General features: G+C 55.5%; 18 protein-coding genes. 15 read left to right on the top strand and 3 right to left on the bottom strand.

Annotated elements, in window-relative coordinates; genetic code table 11:
* The first annotated feature begins 27 nt into the window (after positions 1–27).
* The 14 genes from EBB79_RS08410 (at position 28) to EBB79_RS08345 (ending at position 16,078) form a co-directional block, all read left to right on the top strand.
* Entirely contained in the window at positions 28–354 is a 327-nt protein-coding gene (locus EBB79_RS08410) for a DUF1799 domain-containing protein (RefSeq protein WP_127748489.1), read from the top strand.
* Between the two features lie 31 nt (positions 355–385).
* Positions 386–2,764 (top strand): phage tail length tape measure family protein, encoded by a 2,379-nt coding sequence (locus tag EBB79_RS08405; RefSeq protein ID WP_164860764.1) that lies wholly within the window; start codon positions 386–388, stop codon positions 2,762–2,764.
* Positions 2,764–3,414 (top strand): hypothetical protein, encoded by a 651-nt coding sequence (locus EBB79_RS08400; protein WP_127748487.1) that lies wholly within the window; start codon positions 2,764–2,766, stop codon positions 3,412–3,414. Before EBB79_RS08405 ends, EBB79_RS08400 begins: the two co-directional genes overlap by 1 nt.
* Before the next feature lie 4 nt (positions 3,415–3,418).
* Positions 3,419–4,015 carry a hypothetical protein gene (locus EBB79_RS08395; RefSeq protein ID WP_127748486.1) on the top strand — a complete coding sequence of 199 codons (597 nt, stop codon included), beginning with the start codon at positions 3,419–3,421 and terminating at the stop codon, positions 4,013–4,015.
* Positions 4,015–4,431 (top strand): DUF6950 family protein, encoded by a 417-nt coding sequence (locus tag EBB79_RS08390; protein WP_127748485.1) that lies wholly within the window; start codon positions 4,015–4,017, stop codon positions 4,429–4,431. The genes EBB79_RS08395 and EBB79_RS08390 overlap by 1 nt, the downstream gene beginning before the upstream one ends.
* On the top strand, positions 4,428–8,507 hold the full coding sequence (locus tag EBB79_RS08385) for a phage tail protein (protein ID WP_127748484.1): 4,080 nt from the start codon (positions 4,428–4,430) through the stop codon (positions 8,505–8,507). Before EBB79_RS08390 ends, EBB79_RS08385 begins: the two co-directional genes overlap by 4 nt.
* Before the next feature lie 12 nt (positions 8,508–8,519).
* The gene (locus EBB79_RS08380; protein ID WP_127748483.1) at positions 8,520–10,142 is read left to right on the top strand and encodes a tail fiber domain-containing protein; all 1,623 of its coding nucleotides are present in this window, start codon (positions 8,520–8,522) and stop codon (positions 10,140–10,142) included.
* A gap of 148 nt (positions 10,143–10,290) precedes the next feature.
* Positions 10,291–10,539, top strand: a complete 249-nt coding sequence (locus EBB79_RS25585; RefSeq protein WP_420850401.1) for a Com family DNA-binding transcriptional regulator — start codon at positions 10,291–10,293, stop codon at positions 10,537–10,539.
* Positions 10,463–10,645 (top strand): hypothetical protein, encoded by a 183-nt coding sequence (locus EBB79_RS08370; protein WP_127748481.1) that lies wholly within the window; start codon positions 10,463–10,465, stop codon positions 10,643–10,645. Before EBB79_RS25585 ends, EBB79_RS08370 begins: the two co-directional genes overlap by 77 nt.
* Positions 10,642–11,718, top strand: a complete 1,077-nt coding sequence (locus EBB79_RS08365) for a GNAT family N-acetyltransferase (RefSeq protein ID WP_127748480.1) — start codon at positions 10,642–10,644, stop codon at positions 11,716–11,718. The genes EBB79_RS08370 and EBB79_RS08365 overlap by 4 nt, the downstream gene beginning before the upstream one ends.
* A complete protein-coding gene (locus tag EBB79_RS08360) occupies positions 11,708–12,265 on the top strand; it encodes a formyltransferase family protein (protein ID WP_127748479.1) in 558 nt (185 codons plus the stop codon). The genes EBB79_RS08365 and EBB79_RS08360 overlap by 11 nt, the downstream gene beginning before the upstream one ends.
* Before the next feature lie 181 nt (positions 12,266–12,446).
* Positions 12,447–13,154 (top strand): hypothetical protein, encoded by a 708-nt coding sequence (locus tag EBB79_RS08355; protein WP_127748478.1) that lies wholly within the window; start codon positions 12,447–12,449, stop codon positions 13,152–13,154.
* A gap of 217 nt (positions 13,155–13,371) precedes the next feature.
* On the top strand, positions 13,372–13,659 hold the full coding sequence (locus EBB79_RS08350) for a hypothetical protein (protein ID WP_127748477.1): 288 nt from the start codon (positions 13,372–13,374) through the stop codon (positions 13,657–13,659).
* Positions 13,660–14,368: 709 nt separating this feature from the next.
* The gene (locus EBB79_RS08345; protein WP_127748476.1) at positions 14,369–16,078 is read left to right on the top strand and encodes a hypothetical protein; all 1,710 of its coding nucleotides are present in this window, start codon (positions 14,369–14,371) and stop codon (positions 16,076–16,078) included.
* 291 nt (positions 16,079–16,369) lie between these two features.
* On the opposite strand, the gene EBB79_RS08340 is transcribed toward EBB79_RS08345, so the two are convergent.
* The 3 genes from EBB79_RS08340 to EBB79_RS08330 form a co-directional block, all read right to left on the bottom strand.
* Positions 16,370–17,053, bottom strand: a complete 684-nt coding sequence (locus tag EBB79_RS08340; protein WP_127748475.1) for an acyl-homoserine-lactone synthase — start codon at positions 17,051–17,053, stop codon at positions 16,370–16,372.
* Positions 17,054–17,114: 61 nt separating this feature from the next.
* Positions 17,115–17,738 carry a helix-turn-helix transcriptional regulator gene (locus EBB79_RS08335; RefSeq protein WP_127748474.1) on the bottom strand — a complete coding sequence of 208 codons (624 nt, stop codon included), beginning with the start codon at positions 17,736–17,738 and terminating at the stop codon, positions 17,115–17,117.
* Between the two features lie 211 nt (positions 17,739–17,949).
* Positions 17,950–18,309 (bottom strand): helix-turn-helix domain-containing protein, encoded by a 360-nt coding sequence (locus EBB79_RS08330; RefSeq protein ID WP_238705029.1) that lies wholly within the window; start codon positions 18,307–18,309, stop codon positions 17,950–17,952.
* Between the two features lie 803 nt (positions 18,310–19,112).
* On the opposite strand from EBB79_RS08330, the gene EBB79_RS08325 reads away from it, so the two are divergent.
* Complete coding sequence (locus EBB79_RS08325; protein ID WP_127748473.1) at positions 19,113–19,544, top strand: hypothetical protein; 432 nt, start codon at positions 19,113–19,115, stop codon at positions 19,542–19,544.
* The last annotated feature ends 20 nt before the right edge of the window (positions 19,545–19,564 follow it).

Raw genomic sequence — 19,564 nt, 5'->3', positions numbered from 1 at the left:
GGGCGCGCCTGGGTTCGGGGCACGCTCATGGAAACCGGGCCCAGTGACGAAGACTGTGACGAAGACAAGACCGATTGCGAATTGCTGGGCATCCCGCTGGACGACATTGGGCCAGACATTAACCACGAACACGGCGTTTGGGCCGCAAACGTCGATGCTGTGCAGGCCTTTCTGGACGTCACCACGCAGTTCACCCGCATTGCTATGCCTGACGGGACGTTTCGGGTGACGGGGCTGAACTACCCAGGTGCCCAGGCTGCCTGGCAAATGGCCGGGGTGGATATGACGCCGGATCTGTTTGCCCAGGTGCAGATGATTGAACGCGGCGCATTGGCCGAATGGAGCGGAAAGTAAGATGTCGTTTGTAGTCTCAGGAAAGGTCTTAATGGACGGCAGTCAGGCTGTGTCTGAGTTGAAGGAAGTCAAAGCCGCCAAAGAGAGCGTCAAAAAGGCAACGACTGACGTCAACGTTGCCGAGGTAAAAGCCACAACTGCGACCAAGAAAATGGGCGCGGCCTCTACCGCCGCAGCCTCTAAAGCCAGAGCGATGGCTGCAGCGGAGCAATCCGTCGCCCGCGAGGCCATGACCATGGGCAATTCGCAGCGGGCCGCAGCGGGCCAGGTCGGCAACCTCACAGCCCAGTTCAACGATATCGGCGTGATGATGGCCGCCGGTCAGAACCCACTGCAGCTTGCCATTCAACAGGGTACGCAGATTAGCCAGGTCATCGGTCCAATGGGCGCAGCCGGTGCGGTAAAATCCCTCAAGGCCGGGTTTCTCGGCATGATTAGCCCCATCAGCATTATCACAATCGGCTCCATTGCCGCTGCTGCTGCCATGTCAAACTGGCTGACCGGCGCGGACGAGGACGCCGAAACCCTGGAAGAGGCCATCCAATCGGTGGGCGACGCCATTGATGCCTTTGCCGAAAAGTCCCGCTCTGCCCGTCAAAGCACCGCCGATATGCTGGCAGAGTTCGGCACCGCCTCGCCTGCATTGCGTCTTGTTCTGGCTGACATGGCCGCTCTGGCAAAGTTTGACGCTTCACAACAGATGGATGCCACGGCAACCAGTGTCCGCAATCTGGTGCTGGAGCTATCCTGGTGGGACGATCACAGCTCTGCCACTGCGTCTCAGGATTTCCTTGGCCTGAATTCAATTCGAAAATCTGCCCGCCTGGCCGGTGTTGAGTTCGCCAGGAACCTGGAAATTTTGGACAGCAGCGAGGAGCCTGCAACCAAGCTACAAGCCGCCCTGGACGTGCGGGCCATGCTTCTGGACGCCTCGGGAGGATTAGAGAACCTCAATGCTAAACAGCGGGAATTCTATGACGGTCTGGCCGGTCTCATCCGCAATTTGGAAATTTTTGCCGGCCGCCTGCAGGAACCTTGGCAGGAACTGAAGAAAACCGGCGCTGACCTCTGGGCCAGTATGGCGGCCTCTGCCCAGGACTATCTGAGCCAGCGCCTTAAGATCGACACCAGCGCGCGCAACACCCTGCAGCAGCTTCGAGCCGAGGCCGCTATCCAAGCGACAATTGCGGTTCATGGCGAAGGCAGCGTTGCGGTTGCTGAGCAACGTCTGGAAGCAGAGCGCGCGATCTATCAGCAGCAAACGCAAGCCCGCGAGATTGCCGACGCCCTGAAGGCCGAACTGATGGAAGCCTGGGACGCCGCCAACGGCGTTGCAAACGTGGATATGGCTGGCAACATTACCCTGGCAGCAGATGAGGCGCACCGGCTCAACACAAACCTGCTGAAGGCGCGGGGCCAAGAAATCGTCTCCAATATCAATCAAAATCCAGATTTCTATGATCCCCGTGGCGAAGGTATTGGCGCGGGGAATATCGATTACACCCGCCCGGACATGAATATCCCGCCCGTGGTCATGCCACCAAATCCGCGTTCCGCCAGCACCCGTCGCAGCGGCGGCGGTGGCGGTGGTGGTGGTGCCAGCCAGATCAACGCCGAACGCGATGCCATTGAAAGACTGATCGGGCGGGAACGCGAACGCCTGGAGGTCTTGCGCGAAACTGATCCTGTTCTGCAAGAAATGGCCCGTGTTCGCGATGTCTTGATAAACGCCACCGATGCCGAACGCGAAGCCGTTGAAGAGCTGATCCGTGAGCGCCTGAAGGAACAGCAGGCGATTGAGCTGACGAGCCAGACTGCGGATTTTCTCGACAGCAATATTCAAACGCTAGCCGAAGGCATGGTTGCAGGCGGCGAACAGGCTGCGGATGCCTGGAAGCAGGTTGAAGCTGCAATCGCTGCAGCCGCGCTGCAGGCGCTGTTGCTGGGCGACGGCCCCTGGGCCGATTTGTTTGGCTTGGGTGGAGATACTGGCGGTCTGACCGGCCTGATCCTGGGGGGCATCGGCCTGGCCGATGGCGGGACAGTTTATGGCGCTGGTGGCAACAAAGACGACAAGGTCCCGGCTTGGCTCTCCCCAGGCGAAACCGTGGTCACGGCAAAAGCAACCCGGCAATACCGCCCGCTGCTGCAGGCAATGAATGACGGTGTTGATATCCCTGGTCTGGCCAGCGGTGGCACCATCGGCATGCAACCGGCACAGCCCCTGTCCGGCGGCTCAAACTCCGGGCCGCAATCTGTGCTGCTGCGCATCCAGCCCAGCCCCTTATTCAAAGCCACGGTCGAGGAAACCGCCCAGAATATCGCCGTGGATGTGGTCGAGGATTACGACAGCAACGTCGCGCCAGGAACTGTGCACCGCGTTTTGAATGACCCGCGAGGAACTGGCTGATGGCATTGCAATGGCCCCTGACAACCTCTCAATTTCTGGACACGCTGCCGGTCGCCAAGGTGACCTTTCGACTGGCCCGTGCTCAGACCCAATCTGAAACTGGCGGTGGCGACGTCATTGCCAACAAACGCGGGGCCCGGCTGTGGCAGGGCCAGATTGTCTTGGATAAGGACTATCACAGCGTCTGGGCCGCGATTGAAGCCCGCATTGCCCTCCTGGAGGAACCCGGCGCGTCGTTTTTGCTGCGTGATATCAGGCTGCCAGGCCCTATTGCCGACCCCGATAAAAGCGGCCTTGGCGCGGCCACTCCGACGATTTCCGACCTAAACACCAACAACCGCGAGTTCAGCCTGACCGGCGCACCGGCGCTCTATAAGGTCTCGCAGGGCGACTTGCTTGGCTTCACCTACGGATCAAACCCAACCCGCTACGCAGTGCACCGTGTCGTCTCCGACGCAATCGCCAATCTGGCCGGAACCATCAGCAATATTGAGGTGATCCCCTTCATCCGCCCTGGTGCAGAGGCGGGGGCTGCGGTCACGCTGGGCGATCCGGTTCTCAGGGCAAAAATTCTGGAAGCCGAATACGGTGCCAGCCGGTCCATTGTCAGTGAAGGCGGGGTCATTAACTGGACCCAGACCCTGAGGTAGATCTATGCCCATAGTCCCCACCCCAACCCAAAATCAGCTTGCCGAACGCCGGGGCACCGACGGCCAGGTGCTGTTGTGGATTGTTGCCAAGAACCGAGACACCGGCGCGCCAGAAAGCCTGGGGTTTTGGACCGGTGACGATCACCAGATCTTTTTGGTGGGCGGCGAAGTGCGCACATATTACGGCGCAGGCAACGTGATTGATGTTCCACCGATCACCGCCAGCCTTGGGTTCCAAGTCCGCCAAACCCGGATCAAGCTGCCCCCCCTGACAGACGAAGTGCAGGCCCTGGTCCGCCAATATGATCCGCGCCTGGCCAGTGTTGAGATCCATTCCTGCCCGATGGATATCGACACCGGCAATCAGCTTGGTGAACCCATCCGCATGTTCAAAGGCTTTTTGAACGAAGCCCCCGAAGAGATTGCCCGCAAAGGCGGCGAGAATTTCCTGCAATTGGTTCTGGTGTCCTCTGCCCGCAATCTGACTTTGGGCCTGCCCCTGAAGCGGTCCAGCTCTGAGTTGCAACGCCGAGATCCGGCGGACCTGGGCCGCGAATACAGCACTACGGCTGGTGAATGGCCTGTCCGGTGGGGCGGGTGATGATGGATCGCTCAAAAGCTCTTTATGACTATCTGGCCAATGTGCGCGCCAGCTACCCGCGCCTGAGCGCCGGTCGCTTTGCCGGGAATTTTGACTGTGCCCTGTTTGCAGCGGGTTGGGTCAATGCCCTGACCGGTTCTGACCCCAGCACCAACTGGCGTGGGCGTTACCAGAGTTTTGATCAGGGCCGCGCTTTGCTGGCAGACCATGGCCACGCCAGCCTGGGGGATTTGGCGGCGTCCCACCTGATTGAAGTGGACGGCTGGGCGCTGTCCGCTCCTGGTGACATTGCTGTGCTGTCTGAAGACGGCCACGACGCATTTGGCATTATTGGCGGGCCGCAAATCCACGTATTAACCCCGCGTCGATTGGATTACGTCCATCTGGCCCGCGCCGTCAGGGTGTTTCGCCCATGAACCTGTTCTTAACAGCCCTTGCCCTTTGGCTGGCACTGACTCAGCCTGCTGACGCCGCCCCCATTGCCGCCGTTTTGGCGTCCCTGGGAGCAGCCTTCAAAGCCGCTTTAACGGTCAAGGCCCTGGCCTCTCTTGCGCTTCGCTCATTGGTCAAAGCCGGAATTTCGATGCTGGTCGCCAAGCTGCAGCAGCGCAAGCAACGCGAACCCGGCCTGCAAACCACATTCACGACCTCAGGCGGCACCGACCCGCAAGGCACCATACTGGGCCACTATGCGACCTCCGGGCACCTGGAATACCAGGGCAGCCATGGCGGCAATTTCCGCTACTTGTGTTTTGTGATTGCAGTGGGCGACCTGCCCGGCGTCTCTTTGAGCCGGGTTATCATTGATGGCGAATACTCGGACCTGGGCGACACCGCACACGCGGATTTTGGCTATCCGCTTGTCTCCAAGAATGACGGGGCCGGAAACGACCGGGGCTGGGTCCGGTTCATAAATGGCTCCCATCTGGCGGCGGACCCTTATCTGGTCGACAAGTTTGGTCTGATTGAGGAGCGCCCCTGGACCGACAACCATATTTTGACTGGCGTCCCCCATGCCATTTTGACCTTTGACCGGCTTGACCGCATGTTCCCCAATGGGCGACCAGACGTGCGGTTTGAGCTTGATGGACCTGCCCTTTATGACCCGCGCAAAGATGCCACGGCGGGTGGCACAGGGGCACAGCTCTGGACTGATCCCACCACATGGGAGCCGACCCGCAATCTGATGGTGATCGGCTACAATGTGTTTCGCGGAATTGCCCTGCCCTGTGGCAGCACCTGGGGCGGAGGTCTCCCTGCTGAGGATTTGCCACTGGACTGGTGGACCCTTGCTATGGACACCTGCGACGCACCTATCGGAACAAATCAAAGACCGCGCTTTGAAGGGGGCTTTGAAGTCCGGTTTGAAGAAGAGCCGGCCGACTTCCTGGAAGAGCTGTTTTCCTCTGCCAATGCTGAGATCTACGAGCTCGGTGGTTATTGGTATCCTCTTGTTGCCGGGTCTGCTGCGCCAACCGTGGACATTGACGACACCGACATTCTGGTCTCTGAGCCCGAGCAATACAAACCCTTCCCCGGTGCTGAGACGACCTTTAACGCGGTCACAATCACCCATCCCTCCCCCAATGCCCTATGGAACGCAGATCCCCTCGACATCATCATAAAGGACGATTGGGTCATTGAGGATGGTCGCCAACGGTTGTTTGAGTTGCGTCTGCCTATGGTGTCGTCGGCTGAACAATGTCGCCAGATTGGCAATAGCCTGCTGCTCGACAATCGCCGGTTCCGCCGTCACCGGTTTTCCCTACCACCTGACTTTTTCCACCTGCAGCCCCTTCAGACAATCCGCCTCTCTAATGAGGCAAACAGCTATGACTTGAAGACCTTCAAAATCACCGAAGTGGTCTATGATCTGCGGACCTTGAATGTCGCAGTCAGTCTGCAGGAAACGGACCCAGATGATTTTGCATCTGATCCGGAGTTTGAGCTGCCCGACCTGCCCCAGGTCACCGGATCGCCGCAGGTCCCGGACGCCGGAGTGCCCGGATTTGCCGTCGCTGGCATCCGCCTGAAGGACGAAAACGGCAATGACCGTGGGGTGGCAATCCGGGCGACCTGGCTTGCCGGTCTTGAGGGCACAACCTCTGCCCTGGCCTTTCAGGCTCGGATTGTTGGCGGCACAGACGAGCGGCTCTCTGCCAGCACGTCGGATATCTCTGCGCTGGAATTCAATCTGGAAACCCTGGCCAACCGGCCCTATGAGGTGCGGGCCAAGGCCATTTCCAATGAGCGCAACACCGACTGGACCACCTGGCTGCCTGTCACCACACCAGACGTGCGATTAGGTCCGGACGCGCTCTCTCCAGAGTTCTGGCAGGCCGTAACCGACGACGCAAACGAAGCCGCCGCCAACCTGGACAACGCGCTGATTGCCGCGCGCATTACACCGCTGGAAAGCGAGATCCAGCGCGTCGATACTCAATTGGAATTGCGCGACATCGAGCAGCGGTCTGTGGCGCAGGCTTTGGGCGTGATCAACGGTCAGATCCTCTGGGCCACCGAACGCCTGTCGCAGGTTCAAAGCACCTTTGCCGACGCTGGCATTATCACCGATCCCGAAACAGGTCTGGTCAGCATTTACGGCGTCTCAGCCGCTGAAAACCTGATCAACGAAGTCGAGATCCGCCTGAATGCCGCCGAGGCCAATATCAACCTTTCCGCCAGTCAGGCCTATGTCGATCAAGTGGTGACGGATGCCCTGCTGGACCCCACCCAAATCCCCTTGGTCGCAGCGCTGCAAGTCCAGGTTAATCAGGTCATGATTGATCTGGACGCCGCTGAAGCCGCAATTGCGCTCAAGGCCGATCAGGTCACCGTGGATGGCCTGACGGTCAGCCTTTCCAGTGCCTGGGTGCAGATCGATGCGGCCAACGCTGCAATCGAACTTAAGGTCGACACAGCCGAGTTTGATGGTGTGGCCTCGCGCCTGCAGTCGGCAGAGGTCACTATTGAAACCCTGAACGGGCCGCAGATCACCCAGACAGTGGCGGATACCCGTGCCCTGATGGAAGCGGCTGAGGCCGGGAATGCCGCGACTCTGGCCTTGTTACTGCAGCAATATGAAAACCGGGAAATTTGGCGTCAGGATATTGCCTACGCCAGCCAGGACATGCGCGCCCTGGTCACTGAGGGCCGCGTTGCCACGGCTGAAATCGTGACAACACTGGGTGCAGCGATTGATGGCAACACAGCCCTGATTGAGACGGAAACCTCTGTGCGCAGCAGTGAAGCCGCTGCCCTCGCCGCGTCAATCTCGACTTTGCAGGTACAGGCTGGCGAGGCCGACAGCGCTATTGTCGAGCTGAACCGGGTGGCCGTGGACAGCGCCAGCGGCACCGCGCGCGCCGTGCACCAGTTGCAGCTTGATGTGACTGCCACGCAAGGAAGCATCTCGGCCAGTGCCGACGCGCTGTTGGCCGTCACATCGCGTGTCACCGCAACGGAAGCCTTGGTGGACGCCCTGTCGACCTATGCGTTGGGCCTGAATTCCCGGTTGGAAGATGCAGAGTCGGGCCTCGACGGTCAGGCCAGCGCCCTGCAGCAGATTACCACCCGTGTTGCGACGACTGAGGGCGCAGTGTCCAGCCAGGCCACGGCCCTGACTGAACTTACAACCACGCAGGGCCAGCACACGGCCTCTATCGCTGAAGTGACGTCCGCTATCGACGGCGTCCAGGCAGAATATACACTGCGAATTGACAACAACGGCGTGGTCAGTGGCATGACTTTACGCTCAGAGTTGGACGCCGCCGGGGTGCCTTCAACCGAGGTGGCCTTTGTCTCTGACATGTTCGCCATTGTTGGACCAGGGGGCGGCAATCGTTTGGCCCCATTTGTGGTCTATACCGAGGACACCGAAGTGGACGGAGTGCTGCTGCCCGCAGGCGTTCACATGCCGAATGTCCATATTGGCCGGGGCAAAGTGGGCCGTTTGCAAATCGCTGATCAGATCGTAAGCGACGGCTATTCCGAGGACAGCAACGGCATTCCCACAAGTGGTCTAAAACTGGATTTTGTAAACGGTCTATTGAAGGCGGCCGGGATTGTCGTTTCTCGGCAAATGGTGCTGGCGCAGGGGTCTTTCACCGCCTCCGGCACCCATAGCAACGGCTATGTTTGGAACTTTGTGAACACCGGCATCAAGGTTGGCCGCGACGATGTATGGCAGGCCAGCACTGCGGCCCTGGTTGTCGTCGCGGCCATAAATTCAGGCGGCAATGGCCCCAGTGGGCTTGATCCTTACAACAGCTTCTGGAGCTTGAACGCCAGCCTGCAGCCCGGCGCGCGCTGGTTCGGCTACCCGAACACCCAACCCAATCTGGTCTGGCAGCGCGATCCGGCAAATCTGGTCAAGCCACATTGGTCCAGCGGCACCGATCAACGGGTCTTTATGCGCATCCAGCTCGACACTCAGGGCGGCGTTTATTTAAACAATCCAACCGTCGAGTGGACGGTTTTCCAAGTCACATAGGGGATACAAATTATGTCATGGTACAGCACCGGCACTGTCAGCGTCACCAACGGCGCAACCCTTGTCACCGGGACCGGCACCGGCTGGTTTGGTGCATTGCAAAACGGCTGGGGTTTTGTCGGCCCCGATGGCCGGCTCTATGAAATCGAGAGCATTACGGATGCCGCCTCCCTCACACTGGGCACTGCTTATCAGGGGGCAACAGCCTCGCCGCAGGCCTATGCGATCTTTCCCACCAACAGCCTGGACATTGCCCTGGTGGCGTCGGTCCAATCGCTGATCACCAATTACCAGTCGATCTACGACGGCGCGGGCCAGGGTAAGTTCCCAGATGGCACTTTGGGCGCACCAGGCTGGCGGTTCCTTGCGGACCTGGACAGCGGCGCGCGCCGCATCGGCGACAACAACTGGGCCTTGGTCGCCGGTGGCACGGATATCATCAAGCTGTTCACTGACCGGGCAGAAATGCTTGCATTGGAAGATACCCCGATTGGGCAAGCGACACCGGCTGTAGCGTCGTTTTCTGCTGTCAACGTGGTTGGTCCTTCACCCGTTATGGACCTCAGCAATAGTGACGACCCGGCGAGCCACCAACGCACTCGCTTTCTTCGTTGGACCGATGTGTTCCGAATGGCCACACGGGATGATGCCGGAGCGAGTGTCTCAATCGATTATGAGATGAGACTGGGGGCTCTTGGTGCGACCAGCCATAGTTGGCGGGTAGAAGGGGTCGAGGGTCTAAAGTTGACCTCCGATGGGCTGGGCGTCGGCGTTGCGCCAATTGCTGGTTCAGCCGTCACCGTTAAGAGCGACAGTGCCGCGCATTTGGCACTGCGCAGGCACTCCAGCGACGGCGTTGTGCAGCTTTCACTTGATCCCAGCCGCAACGGTGTCGGGTCGCGGGATGCCTCTATTCGATCTGTTCAGGATGGGTCTACACAGGTCGGAATGTCGTTCTTTACGTCCTCTGCCGCTGACCCGGTGGAAAGGCTGCGGATCAGGTACGACGGTCATATTCACCCCGGTACAGATGACGCTCAAAGCCTGGGCACGGCGTCCTTCCGCTGGGATGATTTCTATGCCACCAACACGGCAATTCAGTCCTCTGATGAGCGCCTGAAACACGGTATTCGGGTGTTGAACGATGCGGAAAAACGGGTGGCTGCTTCGCTCATGGCAGGCACTCGTATCTATCAGTGGATTGATGCGGTCGAGGCCAAGGGCGAGAACGCCGCCCGGCTGCACTGCGGCTTTATCGCCCAGGACGTCGAAGCAGCATTTGACGCCGAGGGGCTGGACGTAGGCCGCTACAGCCTGTTCACCCGCACACCTGTTACCAAGACCGTCACCAAGACCCGCGAAGTTGAGCGGCAAGTGACTGAGACGATCACATCTGACGTCATGGAAGTTGAAGTTGTGGACGGGGTCGCAGTTCAAACGCTGGTGTCCAAAACAGTCAAACAGGGTGTCATGGCTGACATTCCACTGGTTGACGAAGACGGCACCAAAATCGGCACACACCGCATTCCGGTCATGGAGATCGTCGCCGAGGAATACGCGGTCGAGGAGCCCAACGGAGATCGCCTGGGCCTGCGCTACGCCGAGCTGATGTGCTTCCTGATGGCGGCGTCGTAACGCCTCCTTACAGGGAGGCTAAGGGGTGCTGTAACACTCCTTAACACGGGGACTAATATTCACACTAAACCCCGCCGACCAGCATTTCCTCATGGCCGCTCCCACCCCTCGCGAGGGTGTGGCCTTTCTGAGGTGATTCCACTTGTCCATGCAAGACCAGCGTTGCGGCCAATGTGCCCGACTGCTATTTAAAATAGAGAGTGATGCCCTAAACGGCGCGCTCAACATCAAGTGCCCAAGATGCAAGGCACACAATCATTTGAGGCCACAACAGAGCCCTTTATCCAAGCGCCAGGAGCGCGATGGAAAGGAAGGCTCCAGTGGCCAAATCCGAAGAAATCAACCTGCCCCCGCTACCGCCGGGAACCCACGGAATACCCAAGGGGAACCGCTATAAACAGCAGTTCGGCGTCATTGTCCTGGTCCAGGACGAACCGGCGCAGAAATCCCTATTTGAACAGCTGACCGGCCACGGGCACCGCTGCAAGGTGGTGAACACATGAAGGTCGAGATCCACCACAAATCGCCCATTCCTGAAACCTACCGTGCCGCGCGGGTCTCCAGCATGTTCAATGTCGAAGGCGACGCCGACTTTAAATTGACCGTTGAAGCCGATTTAAACGCACAGCCTTGGGGCGTCGGCCTCATTGTTGGGCCGTCTGGTACCGGAAAAACCTCACTCGGGCGCGCGCTCTTTGGCAAGGCTATCACCCGCGACCCAAAGTGGCCCATAGACCAGGCCATTATAGAGGCCATTGCCCCAGACGCTGAAATGGACAGTGTCACGGCTGCCCTGGCCGCCGTTGGGCTCGGATCGGTCCCGAGCTGGCTGCGCCCGCATGGGCTGTTATCCAACGGCGAACAGTTCCGCGCCAACCTCGCCCGCCTGCTGTGTGACAAGCCAAAGCTGGCCGTTGTGGACGAGTTCACATCGACAATTGATCGCCGCGTGGCCCGGATTGGCGCGGCGGCATTTGCCAAGGCCTGGCGGCGCACCGGAGGTCAGTTTGTCGGCGTCACTTGCCACGACGACGTTGTGCAATGGCTGCAGCCCGATTGGGTCATTGATACCCGTAGCGCCGAATTCAAATGGAGGCGTCTTCGACGGCCCCCGCGCCTCACAATGGACATTCACAAAACCGATGGTTCCTACTGGCCCCTGTTTGAGCCGCATCACTACCTGAAGCTGCCCCGCATGGTGGCCGCTGATTACTACGTCGGCTTTGTCGACAACGAACCCGTGGCGCATATCTGTTTCAGCCCTAGACCGGGGCTGGTTGAGGCCCGCGCCTGCCGCCTTGTTATCATGCCCGAATGGCAAGGAGCAGGGCTGGGGCTGCGGTTCCTAAATGAGCTGTGCGCCTTGTGGCGGCGCGGTGTGAACCGCTATCAACGCCCCTTGCCCACCCTGTTCCACACGTCCCATCCCGGCCTTGCCACGGCGCTCAGGGCGCAACCGCTTTGGGCACAAACCTCAGCCAATCTCGGCCAAAAATCATCCGCCAAGTCCAGCGGCATCAAAGGTCGCTTAGGCGGGCATTTCCGAGCAGTACAGGGGTTTCGCTATGTCGAGTAACAATCAGTTCCGCGTGGCCGTGATTGGCTGTTCCTGGCTTGCTGCCGAGACCCTGCGACGCCTTGATGCCGAAGGAGTTGCAACAGCGTTGATAACTGAGCCTGAGGACCGTCTGGCTGCCCGCGCCGCCAAGGACCTGGAGCTGCCGTGCACGGTCAAGCCGCGCGCCCTGCCCCTGTTGTCGGCTGATCTGCCCTGGCGTCCGGATCTGGTTATATCTGCCCACTCCTTCCGCATTGTGCCGGGCTGGTTCATTGAATGGGCCCGGCTGGGGGCTATCGGCTACCACCCGTCTATTCTCCCCGCCTACAAGGGCCGTAACGCCATCCGCGATTGCCTGGCAGACGACGCGCGGTTTACCGGCGGCACCGTCTACTGGCTGACGGATGCAATTGACGGCGGACCGGCGGTCATTGCCAACGGGCGAAGGCTCCAGGACCAAGTGCAGATCCTGCCCGGTGAAACGGCGATGGGGCTGTGGAGGCGGGCGCTGGCACCAATGGGGGCAGATCTATTGGCAGAAGCCGTGCAAGCATTGGCACGGTGACGCCCTAGGGCAAGTGCGTTTGAAGCGTTGAAAAAGGAGCTTTTGAACGGGGTTTAAACCCCGTTCCACTTGCGTTTAAAGTGTGCCTGGAGATTCAGCGCAAATTAAGTTTTTCTATTCTGTGTTTTTCTGAAGCCAGCAGGCCACTAGTCAACTTAGCCAATATGAAATTGAGGAACCGATGGAAAAACCACTGAGTACGCTGACTCTGAAACGCCAAACATCATTTTTCGTATCAGCGACAGCATTCTTATCAATATACATATTTGATATTGATTTGGCCCCAATGGCCGAAACAGCGGTCAACATCAAGCTCAAGCCAGAGTATGTCACCACAACCCTGTTTTGGGTAACTGCTTTGCTGTTTGTTCGGTACGCAATAAACCTGATTTCAGATGTCTTCTTCATGACTTGGCAAAAGAACTGGATCGGAAGCGCTCACAAGTTGACTGATGTGATGTCACTAAATTCGAACGTCATCAACATATTGAAAGTACCAGCTTGCAAATTCACTGTACGCAAGATGGCTAAATTTAAGGAACCTTACTATCAACCGAACGATCAAGTAGTAGAAGTGTCTGAGAGTATTCATGACATTTTCCAAGATGAGAACAGCACTTTGTCGCAGGATGAAAGGATGTCTGAAGCTATTCGCGTCATGGAAGAGGCGAGGCTGCAAATTCTCTCATATTCCAAATACATGTATTGGAAGTTGGCGCGGCAACTATTTCACAATTTGATCGGTTATCCAGCATTTGTAGGTTATTTACTCTTCGAAATCATTCTGCCCATTGGTCTGATCTGCATCGTCGTCGATGTGGCTTACTTCAACAGCGAATGGATAAAATATGAAAATCTCAGCTGGCTATGGATCGATGGACCTCGGTAACACTTAAGTCAGGCGGACTCTGTCCTACAGGCCTTTCAAAGACTGTTTAAGAACTTCTTCGCGGTGGCTTTCTAATCGGTTTTCGCCGCCGCCTGCTCGGTCATTGCAACTATCTCGTTCCAATACGCCTGGCACCAATTGCGCCCAAGCGAAATCTTCTGGGCCTTGCGTTCCTGCCAACTGCGACACATCTGTTATCCAACCCTGAGAGGACAACATGCCCGACTGGCCCCGAACTATCCCTTATGACTTGTACGAGACCCTAGAGGCAGCGGACCACGACGCCTGGCGCGCCGCGTTCCAAAGCTGGGCTAAGTCTCACCGGCTAGAGTTCAAACTCCAATGGGAAGCTGCCCTGTTGCGTGAGGTTGGGCGGTTGGATGAATATCGGTGCCTACCAATGATCCAGGATCGCTGGACTGCTATCCGAGAGTGGTTAGTGGCCCACGACGTGCCGGTGCCCGATGGATTGCCCTTGCGGCCAGAGACGAACAGCGGCTTTTAGAAGATGTCTCAGCGCTTGTTGTTGGACACTTGTTATTGCAGTAACCGGAAGAGCCCGGAAGATGGCGGAAGAAGCCGGATAGAGTCTTAAAAACAAGGGCGTTTGAGGCAACCGAGCGTGACCAGGGCAGATTGGACGCGTGTCTTTCAAAAAGGCTCAAAACAGGCTTTAAACGCCAATAGGCCGATATTGGGACACCAAACTCTGCAAATTCCACCAGCGTCCCAGAGCGCCATAATAATAAGGCTAGTGCCCTTCTCCGATACTTCAAACGCTCATAATTACAGCGACTTTTGCACCTTGGAACTAGAAAGTCGCCTTTTTTGTTCGGTGACGACTTTCTAGATATAGAAAGGTTGTTTTAAATCATGGCGGTAGGGAAATTTAGTACGCCATTTCTAATGCTGGAACTAGAAAGCGATATTAGGGGGAACCATAACATTATGCGGCCATTCGCTGCCATCGGCTCCAAGGACAGCTATGCGCAGATAGAGCACTTTGCAAAGTCGAGCGGACGGTTCATACTTACCTTTTGCTGACCGATCTGATGCTGCGGTGAAACTTCACAAGACTAGCCATTCGCCCATCGCGCAACATCATTGTTTAAGTACGAGACCCGTAACAACGGAACACTACAAATGTCATGTCGTGCAGAAGAAACATAGGTTATTGTGCCAGATGATCATTGTAAGCAATTAGGGGTTGGCTATTGCAGACCTGCAAAGAGATTTTAAAGGACGCATACTACGAGTTTGAGGTATGCTGGGTTGCCGCCGGATCATCTGGTTCAGAGTCACTTTTTGGCGTTTCAGATTATCTATCTGCGCTTGCGTTACTTTTGGTGATATACACCATATCGGACTATAGAAACAAATTGCGACTCTCACTCGCTCCAATACCTGTCTATCAACTTAGCTTCTGGCTCTTCGTGGCAGTTTTTGTACTGAAATTGCTAGCTGAGGTGTGGTTCTACAACGGCTGGCCGTTGTTGCCTGTGATGGACGACCGCCTTGTAATTGACTCTTTCCTGCTCGCACCCTGCGTATTAGCAATACTCTATTGGGTATTCGTCTCATATATCCGCCCCCCGAAGTTTTCACGTTGGAACAGCCGCCGGTTCTTTTGGTTCTACCAACGAGCGACTCACCATGAAGGTGACACAGAGCTAAGGATTGCGCTGCATGAATTAGCACGCTCGGCACATAGCTTGATTAAGTTTGCACCGGTTCCCCCAAATGAGAAAGGAACGCCGTGGAATTTGAGCCGAACCGAACAAATCGCTCATGATTTTTTGTTGTTGCTTGCAAATCGTAGGGTATGTGCAGAAATGGCGTGCTTTGCACCAAACACAGCAGAGGCAATTTTTAATGAAGTCTCAGCACAGGATAAGGCGGGAATTTCATTTCATACATTTGCACAAAATGTCTCCGTTGAATTTCTGAGCTGCAAAACTTCCCCCATATTCCATGAAGATAGTGGTTGGGATTCCGGTTGGTCCGGTTACGTCCAGCTCTACAGCTCCGCAATTTTCGCCAACCCCAAGCTGATCCGGTCACTGTCAAATAGACACAGTTCACCATTGGACCCACGCTACAATATTCGTGACGAATGGGATGCGGAAAATTGGAAAGCTTATACGCGCGTCAGCCTCCTATACATTGAGCGCCTGTTGGGAGAGTCGCCACACGGCTTAGATGGCATGGATAGCTTCGCTGTGAACCAAATCTTGGAAAACTGTAAAAGCATGGTCCACGATCTTTACAACCTTAACGACGATGACAGTCGATACTACCAGCGTGACGAACACGCCAGACTCATTGTACTTGTGGATTTTTTGCGTGCACTAATGAAACTTCTTGACGACAAGGACGTCGAGATCTGGTCTTCACTCAAACCAGAAGACACATTTAATAACGGCTTCCATGAACGCCTCGCGGACCTCATATTTGATCTGATCTTCAAAGCATCTCAAGTGCGAAAGCCCGTCGATATTTGTTGGAGCGTCACTCACAACACAGTTTGGAGTCGGCTTTTTCATTTCAACGAAAGCAAAACCAGCAAATGGATACATCGTAGGGTAGCAAGGTTAATCTACCAAGAAATTCGCCGAATGGATGAATTCTACAACTTCAAAGGCGCTAGCTACTTAGGATTCTGCCTCAACGTTCTGGGTCTGAATGATCAACGGCATAAGAATTATGGCAAACAAGAAAACCCCCTCAGACTAGCCGTGCTTGATTGGACACGAAGACATTTTGAGAGAATGAGAGTGAAAAGCCCCAAGGTTGCAAGCGTCTGTCTGCATGGTAGCATTACATACGACGGAGATACGCGTGAGTTCATAAAAACTTACTCAAACGAAACAGGGAATTCGCCGGATGAAAGACGCTTCAAAGTTAATCCACTCTCAGAAGATTAATTCGCAAATCATCTAGATTAAGGCAACACGGAAAAATGCCTTAAAGCTAAAGCTTTCAGGAAAGCGATTGAAGTTCTTGCAAAGAGAGCTGCTTTCACGTGCTCCAAAAAAAATAGTGTGAGTGGCTGCTTCTGCGGCGCTGTCCAAAAAACACTGCACTTGCAGCGAACGGCGGCGTCCGCCCGATGTGCCGAAAAACAATGACTGCTATGGGCTGGGAACTGCCGTTAGACGGATATGGCACAAACGGCAGGTCAGGGCCGCTCTCGACATTTATGGGAGAGTACCGTTTCAAACTCTCTGCAGGTAGGTGACCTCTCCTCCAGGGATAAAGAGCTGTTCAGACCGAGCAGATATAACTTCGAGCCCTGCGCATACATCCGCATTTATCAGCGGATTGCACGGCATTGAAAAGGCGCGGTATGATAGACTGTCTTCCTCGCCGATGTATTCCCGACCAATTGGCACTGCTGTATACCCCATAACCCCCAACAACCGGCCAAATGGTGAAGGAGACAAAGAGATTATTGTTTCAGCACCACCTTTACTGGCCAACTTGCAGAGCCCAAACACAACCAACCGTATTGCCATCAGGCGGACCTGTGCCGACTCAACTGTCTCGTCCATTACCAGGCGAGTACCTTCCCACGTATGGCCAGCGTTGGGATACTCGGACAATAGATCATTTGGTATTCGTCCAAGCTTACCCAATGATGCATCTTTCAGCATATAGGACCAACCTCCCCATGAAGCGCTACACGGCAATGCACGCGCTCCACCGATCACTTTGCCCTGATAAGTAACGACCGAGAATACTGCACCTGGATGATCATACTGATCCATTTCCACCGATCCATCATGTGACAGGTCCCAGCCTAATTTTCTGACCAATGCCCTATATCTCAAAGCGAGATAATCAGAAAAAATGGAACCGTGATGATATTGATCTAGAAATGAAAATGTGTGTAATCGCATGGCGCTCTCCAACTTGCAGCGCCATTTTGTGGACCATCACTCTTTTGGAAACAAAGAACTCCTAAATGAGGTCCTTTTTTATCACTTCTGACATAAGTTGGCCAATCGTAGTCGTGTTGGTTGCCAGGAAGGCGCTTCGTCTTCGAGCGCGGACAGTTTCAACTTTAATTTTCAAGATGTTCGCAATCTCTTGGTCCTTCGACCCGGTAGTCATGAGGTTGAGAACTTCCTTCTCGCGAGGAGACAACGGGTCATATTTGTTGGTGTCTACGTCCGCAACCAATACTGCCAAGCCGTAAAGGGCCGCACTTGCGGTACGCAATACAGCATCGTCCCAGTGTGCCCCAGAGCAACTGAGAATTGAAACTTGCCCTCTAACACATACTGATAGGGTATTGCCCCGTAGCAAACCAAACGCCCTTGCCTCAGCGAAAAAGCCTTTCGAATCTGGGTACAATTTCTCTAGGTCTTCCCAAGTAGCGTAGGCTGACCTGGATAGACCAAACTGAATTGTTGGGTCTTGTTTAATGAAGTTTTGTTCGATGTATCGTTCAACCCAATCTGACGAATAGGTCGACTTGACGAAATGCGGTTCCACTCCTTGGAAACCAACACCCACTGAATAACCGCCGTCTGACAGTTCTTCCAGAGTTCTGAATAGAAAACTTTTTATATCACTTTTCATATTGGACACACACGTTTGATATGTAATGCTCTCGATACTATCGCTTTATACGATTATCACAAGTGATAAGCCAATATTAGGTCGAATTATGAAACAGCATCAAGTGACGGCAGACATTTTAGAAAAAATCATGAACCAGGTAATCAAGGCCAACCGGGAGTCGCCACGTTTAGGCACAGAAATATTCAAAGAAGCCATTAGGAAGGTCGAATTAATTCGATCTGGCGCTCTTAATGAGCCGGCTGACTAGCTCAGCATCGTCCTTGGACAAGTTTGCAGCCTTTTCAAGAACATTACGCTCCTCTTCGCTCGGCTCTTCAGAAAACAGATACGCCATATCTATCTTTCCGGCGTCACAAATTCTCATCAGCCGCGCGACAGTCGGATTAAACCGACCCGCAAGCATTTTTGATACATATTCCCGATTACAATCAGCAGCTTCAGACACTTCGTCAAAATCCAAACCCCGAACTTCCAACGCCTGACGCAGGCGCTTTCTCCAGAGCTCCACCTCCCCATTTTTAGTGGGTTGTTTTTTATCGAGTGCACCAATCATGGCCTCAACATACATGGAATAATAATTCCTGCAAACGGAAATATAAGTCCGAAAGCGTTGTGCGGCTTACGGCGAAATAGAAGTATCTGTCGTAAATTGAGACTTTTAGGGTTGAACTGATAGAAGTTTACTTCTAACGTTCAGACATATCAAACCGAAGATAGCGGACCCAAAGATGCCTCAAATGAGCGGACAACAATTCGCGGCCTTCTTACGTGAAGAAGTCGCTGCCCAGAACAAAGGGCTCGGAAAGCTTTCATATGAGGAGCTCGGTCGGTCCTGTGGGATAACTGGCAGGCACTTAAGGCGCCTTGCAAACGACAAAGATGCCAAAGGCAAAGATGCAAACCCATCTGTGTTAGTTATTCGCCTCGTCCTGCACACGCTTGGGTATCAAGTAGACGCCCCAGAGCACGACGTACTGCCGCACCTAAAGTCGAATGGCGGCTATGTTGAAGAGCTTCACGGCCCCAAGCGCCAACGAGTGGCGCTCTCTCTTGGTCGGCGACCTAGCCAACGTAGCGCCAGGAGTGCTGCCCAATGCTAAATGCCTTTCACACTCACTCCCAATCCAACCACGCTCCTGCTCGGGCCCGGTTGGACAACTCTCCCGGTGGCCATGGGGATGCGCCACTGGGGGCTTTGTATTCTTGCCCAACACTCGCGGAGACGGGCCCCAGCCATTGCACATTACTGCAGAGACGCTGGGGCCGACGCGCTTGGTTTGGCACCGCCCTTTTCTGGCTCGGCGAGATCCTCGGCGCAGCCTCACTTTTCATAACACTCATTATTGGACTTTTAGCAGGAGACATTTTTCGATGACTTTTGAACACCAATGTCAGGCCATGGCGACAGCGCCAATGACAGCGCCAGAACGCCTATCCGGCTTGATAGAAGCCGTTGCCAGGCACACACGCCTCGCGGCCCTCAGAGCGGATCTGACAGAGCAACTGGCCTCAGTGAAAGCCGGGTCTGCATCCGCAGAGAGTATTGCCCACGATCTCGACGATACGGTCGAGGCAGAATGCCTGGCACAGGAAAAGGTGGCCGCCTGGGCCACAGCATTATTGAACGACCGAACGCTTGCCAACTGCCAGCGTTTCCTCGTCAACCGCGATCAGTTCCAGAAGGCTGTTGAGCGGGAAAAACTGGCGCGTACACGACCAAAAGATCGCACTAGGTTCACTGCGCTCTGGAACCGTCTTGTCGGCAATCGCAAGGCCGCCCAAGCCCCCTCCCCTACCCGCTAATTTTTCATTTAGGAGCATCC

Origin of the sequence: Parasedimentitalea marina (assembly GCF_004006175.1) — a bacterium.
Classification (GTDB): domain Bacteria; phylum Pseudomonadota; class Alphaproteobacteria; order Rhodobacterales; family Rhodobacteraceae; genus Parasedimentitalea; species Parasedimentitalea marina.
Note: the sequence above shows the minus strand (reverse complement) of the source record. Positions and strands in the feature narration are given on the sequence as shown.

Excerpts from the sequence above, each read along its gene's own strand:
- EBB79_RS08410 (WP_127748489.1), top strand. The coding sequence starts at position 28 with ATGGAAACCGGGCCCAGTGACGAAGACTGTGACGAAGACAAGACCGAT.
- EBB79_RS08405 (WP_164860764.1), top strand. The coding sequence starts at position 386 with ATGGACGGCAGTCAGGCTGTGTCTGAGTTGAAGGAAGTCAAAGCCGCC.
- EBB79_RS08400 (WP_127748487.1), top strand. The coding sequence starts at position 2,764 with ATGGCATTGCAATGGCCCCTGACAACCTCTCAATTTCTGGACACGCTG.
- EBB79_RS08395 (WP_127748486.1), top strand. The coding sequence starts at position 3,419 with ATGCCCATAGTCCCCACCCCAACCCAAAATCAGCTTGCCGAACGCCGG.
- EBB79_RS08390 (WP_127748485.1), top strand. The coding sequence starts at position 4,015 with ATGATGGATCGCTCAAAAGCTCTTTATGACTATCTGGCCAATGTGCGC.
- EBB79_RS08385 (WP_127748484.1), top strand. The coding sequence starts at position 4,428 with ATGAACCTGTTCTTAACAGCCCTTGCCCTTTGGCTGGCACTGACTCAG.
- EBB79_RS08380 (WP_127748483.1), top strand. The coding sequence starts at position 8,520 with ATGTCATGGTACAGCACCGGCACTGTCAGCGTCACCAACGGCGCAACC.
- EBB79_RS25585 (WP_420850401.1), top strand. The coding sequence starts at position 10,291 with ATGCAAGACCAGCGTTGCGGCCAATGTGCCCGACTGCTATTTAAAATA.
- EBB79_RS08365 (WP_127748480.1), top strand. The coding sequence starts at position 10,642 with ATGAAGGTCGAGATCCACCACAAATCGCCCATTCCTGAAACCTACCGT.
- EBB79_RS08360 (WP_127748479.1), top strand. The coding sequence starts at position 11,708 with ATGTCGAGTAACAATCAGTTCCGCGTGGCCGTGATTGGCTGTTCCTGG.
- EBB79_RS08355 (WP_127748478.1), top strand. The coding sequence starts at position 12,447 with ATGGAAAAACCACTGAGTACGCTGACTCTGAAACGCCAAACATCATTT.
- EBB79_RS08350 (WP_127748477.1), top strand. The coding sequence starts at position 13,372 with ATGCCCGACTGGCCCCGAACTATCCCTTATGACTTGTACGAGACCCTA.
- EBB79_RS08340 (WP_127748475.1), bottom strand. The coding sequence starts at position 17,053 with ATGCGATTACACACATTTTCATTTCTAGATCAATATCATCACGGTTCC.
- EBB79_RS08335 (WP_127748474.1), bottom strand. The coding sequence starts at position 17,738 with ATGAAAAGTGATATAAAAAGTTTTCTATTCAGAACTCTGGAAGAACTG.
- EBB79_RS08330 (WP_238705029.1), bottom strand. The coding sequence starts at position 18,309 with ATGTATGTTGAGGCCATGATTGGTGCACTCGATAAAAAACAACCCACT.
- EBB79_RS08325 (WP_127748473.1), top strand. The coding sequence starts at position 19,113 with ATGACTTTTGAACACCAATGTCAGGCCATGGCGACAGCGCCAATGACA.